This is a genomic window from Pseudomonas sp. KK4 (assembly GCF_001984065.1).
Lineage (GTDB): Bacteria > Pseudomonadota > Gammaproteobacteria > Pseudomonadales > Pseudomonadaceae > Aquipseudomonas.
This window is the reverse complement of sequence record NZ_LYVP01000210.1, coordinates 1-4,310: the sequence shown is the minus strand read 5'-3', so window position 1 is coordinate 4,310 and position 4,310 is coordinate 1. Positions and strand designations below refer to the sequence as shown.

Here is a 4,310-nt window from a genome sequence, read left to right as displayed (position 1 = left end):
CTGTCGGCATCGAACCGGATGTCGCTGATGCCGTTCGCGCAGATATCGACGCGCATTGGCGGCTACGGTGATTCTGGCGACGTTGTTGTTGAAGATTTTTGTTTGAGAGGTTTCAACATCGGCGCATACCCCGTAGGAGCGAAGCTTGCTCGCGATGAGGCTGAGGGGTTTGATGAGCTTTGTGTGTTCATTGAACCCTGGTGTTCAGTTGTCGTAGATTTCGCCACCCTTCCCTACGACTATTCTTTGCGACTAAGATCCAGCAGTCCCACTGAAATATAACTACCCCTTTTGCTGCTTTTTTCTAACCCTTTCTTCCGCAATGTAGCGGTATGACCGTGCCCGGTTTACGAGGGCCGCACTCAGAACCTCGGACGTACTCTGAAAGCTAGCAGCGTTGCGCGACGGCCTCACGAATAATGAATCTTTGATCTAAAAATTGAGGACGGATTTACTTTCTTTTGATATTCCATTGGTAATATCCCCCAGCTCTGCATTGCGCTAACGAACATATCAGCGCCGAATGCATCGTAAATAGAGTGATTCTGTGCCGGACGGGCTCCATGTCCTAGCACTCCTGCTTTGCCCACATTCACCACCAATTCGCTACGTCAACTGGATTGACGTACCTGAGAGTGGTGACTCCTTTGTTGGACACACTCATCATAGAGTTATTTGACACATCAACTTTGGAAATCGGGAGCAATACCCCTTACACCACAGCTCGTTATCGAAAAATAGAGCTGTATTGTCAAATAGCTGTCGACGATTCTGCCAACCTTTTTAACGCGACTGACCAGGCGCCTTAATTTTTACCTATCTTAAACTCTAAAAAACCTAAGCCAACTCCGCCCTTTTTTTTCTAATTGAATCGAATGCGTGCTTGGTCCATTTGGGCGCAGTAAATCGCCTGGATAGTGTGGGAGACCCAAACATAGGCTATCGTCTAATTTGAAAGCTTCGACAGCCGCGACCGCCTCGATACACCAGCGTCCAAAGTAACTACCCTTTTCCAGGGGCTGTATCTCAGGGTCACCATAGTGGTACCACCATAGTTGCTGTTTGCCACGTCGATTGAGCTCAAAATACCAACTGCTAACAAACTGCTGCAATAATATTGCCTGTTGCTCGCTAGTTTCATTAACAGCCTTAAGTAAGCGGACATACGGCTTTTCATGCAAGAGGAAAGTACCAATAGCACGTCCAGGCTGTCGACTTGCGATAATTTGATCCAACAATATATCTTTTCCTTCTTCGCCAATGAGATGCACAAGTCGGTTCCATTGGTCGTCGGGAATTTTCAATGACAGCGCCAAGCCCACCAGCCAGAAGCACCAGGTGTAGTGATTGAGGTTGGATAACTCAAAAACCCAATCACGGCAGGTTCTTACATTATGTTCGGCACATACGCTGTCCGCCAAACTATTCGACAGTTCCCAAGTATCAAGCAACTGGGGGAATAGTGACCGCAACTCGGAAATAGCACCGCCTTGGGAGTAGAGTCGAAGGAGGAGACGCAGAATTTCTCTGCATGTGTCCAAAACAAATTGGGGTCTATAAATCGGATTACCCGGGGGAGATTTAATTTGGTCGAGATTTTTAGCAATATTCTCCTCAGAAATCATTGTCCATTTTTCCCAGTATTCTGCTGGCGCGATGGAATCTCGAATCATGGCTGTGCTCCTGAAAGATTTGTTTTGGACGCTAGTATTTTGGACGTGTCGACAGGTTTTGGCTTGCCGAGAGAGTCGAGAACTTGGATCTCAGTTGCACCATTTGCTCCTGTCTTCACAACCCATGTCTCAGTGCGACCTGCATCAATAGCACGCGAAATATCAAAAGCATGTTGTTCGCCCACAGCCTTCTCCAACCGCCCCGAACCCAACGTCCAGCTTTCGCTGCCCTGCTTACCATCATTTGTGTTTATCAGGCTCGTGTTTCCGCCTTTTTTGACGTCACCTACAAATTTGTACTCGATAACCACGTAATCTACATCCGGACGATTGACTCGATACAAATCGTCAATACCTGTATCGCCTGCCCCCTGCATTCTCGCTAGCTTTTCGCCTTCAGGTACTATTTGTCGCACCGTCGTCTCACCAAATACCTCACCAATGACTCGTTTCTGATCATTGCTAAGGGATTTCAAATCGATCAGCGCGTTGCCTTTTTGATCAACGATACCCCCATTTTTGATGAAGGCCTGCTCCGCCAAACCGTCTATGACCTCGTCCAGCTTTTTACCAATTGCCTCGCTCGCCTTTTCAGAAAGCTTACCACCAGCTTTCGCGGCGCTCCCTGCTCCAGACACGGCGACGAATGTTCGAATGGCCAACAACGTGGCTTGCGCTTTATGAACATCCTGTCCATAGATGATGCCCAACTTTTGGGCAAGGTCGTCGTTAAAGCTGACGGCAGCTCCTTCTCCAATCGCGTGACCACTTTCGACAAATCCATCTATCACGCTTTGTGGAAGATCTTTCACGCCTTTCCATAACCCATCCAGAACGACGCCAGGTTGCTCTGTGGCTAGCTTTGCTAGATCTACGGCATCATTTTTTGTCTTAATGCCTGAATCCTTCATTTCTTTGAGCAAACCGGCACTCAGTTCACGACTGACACCGCTTTGAACAAACTGCTGATAAAACTTGGGATCAGCCGTGTCCGCAAACATTTCTGGTCGAAAAAGCTGCTGACCTTTGGCGGTGAAAAGTGCTTGCTGCCCGCCCAAGTCATTGGTGAATGTTTGTCCCGAACTGCTCAAGAAAGCCTGCGCTGCGCTGTCTTCGCCATCAGTCAAAATTGACCGCCAAAGGAAATCGACATCCTTGAGCGCTTGTTGGCTCAAGCGCCGGGTAGCCTCGTCCTCACTGATGCCGTTACTTAAGGCAAACTCTTTGGCATGCTCTTTAATCCAGTTATGCTCATCGGCATGAAGCTGGCGATTGTACTGCGTACCGTTCTGTGCAACCCAAGCTCCCGTTTGCAGTTTGTCGGCATCGGAGTTGGGGTCTTGGATGGCGGTCGCCATTAACCCCACTAACTGCGAGTTCATGGTTAGTAGCCGGTCTCGTTCCTCCTTGGGCAAACCAGCATAGTTTTTGGCCATCTCATCGACCAAGGCTTCGTTGATGCCTGCTGCCAGGGCGCCGGTCTTGAAGTCACTGCCTGCCGCCAACGAGGCCAAGCCGCCCATCAACGCGTGTAAACCAATTTTGGCCAGACCACCATCGGCCAACCCGGTATCCCCGACCAGGTTGAAGCCATAGGCGGTAAACGCATTCACCAGGCTGTTTTGCAAGGCATCGCCCAGGCTGCCATCGCGACCCAAGGCTTTATTGAGCAGTGCCGAGGTGGTGTTTTGCAGTGCCTGATTCGCTGCGAATTGGCCGAGTCCTCCCAGACTGCTCAGGCCACCGGGAGGGAATACCACCACCTTGCCGGTATTGGCCAAGGCCCCACTGGTAGAGTCGGTCAACGGCGTCCCTTGAGCCGTTTCAGTCCCCGTCCAACCGTTAAACACGCCGGCGGCGAGACCTGCGGTCACGCCGGCGATAATGTAATTTTTCATGCTCTCGCTGTTGAACGTGTCCGAGAGCGTCGTACCCAGGTTGCCCTTGTTGTTGATGACATTGACAGCCGCATTGCCTGCCATCGCCGTCAGCACCGAAGTGGCAATGATGTTGCCAAGCCCGGCCGCGGTGCCCGCCACAGCGGCGCTGGTTGCGGTAGCGGCTGTTCCCACTGTCGCAGCAGCCATGGTGCCACCCGCTCCCACAGCGCTGCCCGCCGAGGCCGCCAGTGCGCTGGCTGCACCGGCGGTCAAAGCAGCCACAATAATGATGATGGCCAGCATAGCCCCGGCACCTAAGCCGGAACTGCTGTAGCCAAAGGCGTCGTGGATCTCTTTGACCTGCTGCCAATTTACATCACCACGAGCTTCGGCAGCTTTCAACCACGCCAGGTTCGGATCGGCCTGCACCATGGCGTCGATGGTCTCGCTCACCGACTTCTGGTCGATCTGCTTGATGTCGATGCGCAAGCCGTTGACCGCATTGATGACGGTCTGACCGTTGGCCGTCAGCGCACTCTGGCGCAGCGTTTCATCGGTACTGCCCTTACCGTTGGCCGACTGCCAGGCCAGATCGCTGCTGCTCTTCTCGTGACTCTCCTGATGCAGGTCCTTCACCGCCTCAAAAGTAATGCTGCCGCCACTGTCCAGCGTGATGTCCTTACCACTGTCGAGCTTGGCACCCTGATACCGCTGATCTCCCCCACTGACCAGCGTCAAATCTCCACCCGAGGTGATC

3 protein-coding genes are annotated in these 4,310 nt (G+C 51.9%); 1 reads left to right on the top strand and 2 read right to left on the bottom strand.

What is annotated here, in order from left to right:
- Positions 1-282: 2-hydroxycarboxylate transporter family protein (locus B0W55_RS31430; RefSeq protein ID WP_218189780.1), on the top strand; the 282-nt coding region annotated here is incomplete at its 5' end.
- A gap of 539 nt (positions 283-821) precedes the next feature.
- Here B0W55_RS31430 and B0W55_RS28800 read toward each other — a convergent pair.
- Both B0W55_RS28800 and B0W55_RS31425 read right to left on the bottom strand, forming a co-directional pair.
- Positions 822-1,673 (bottom strand): PoNe immunity protein domain-containing protein, encoded by an 852-nt coding sequence (locus tag B0W55_RS28800; RefSeq protein WP_077049294.1) that lies wholly within the window; start codon positions 1,671-1,673, stop codon positions 822-824.
- On the bottom strand, positions 1,670-4,310 hold a 2,641-nt coding region (locus tag B0W55_RS31425; protein WP_175645587.1), incomplete at its 5' end, for a DUF637 domain-containing protein. The genes B0W55_RS28800 and B0W55_RS31425, both read right to left, overlap by 4 nt.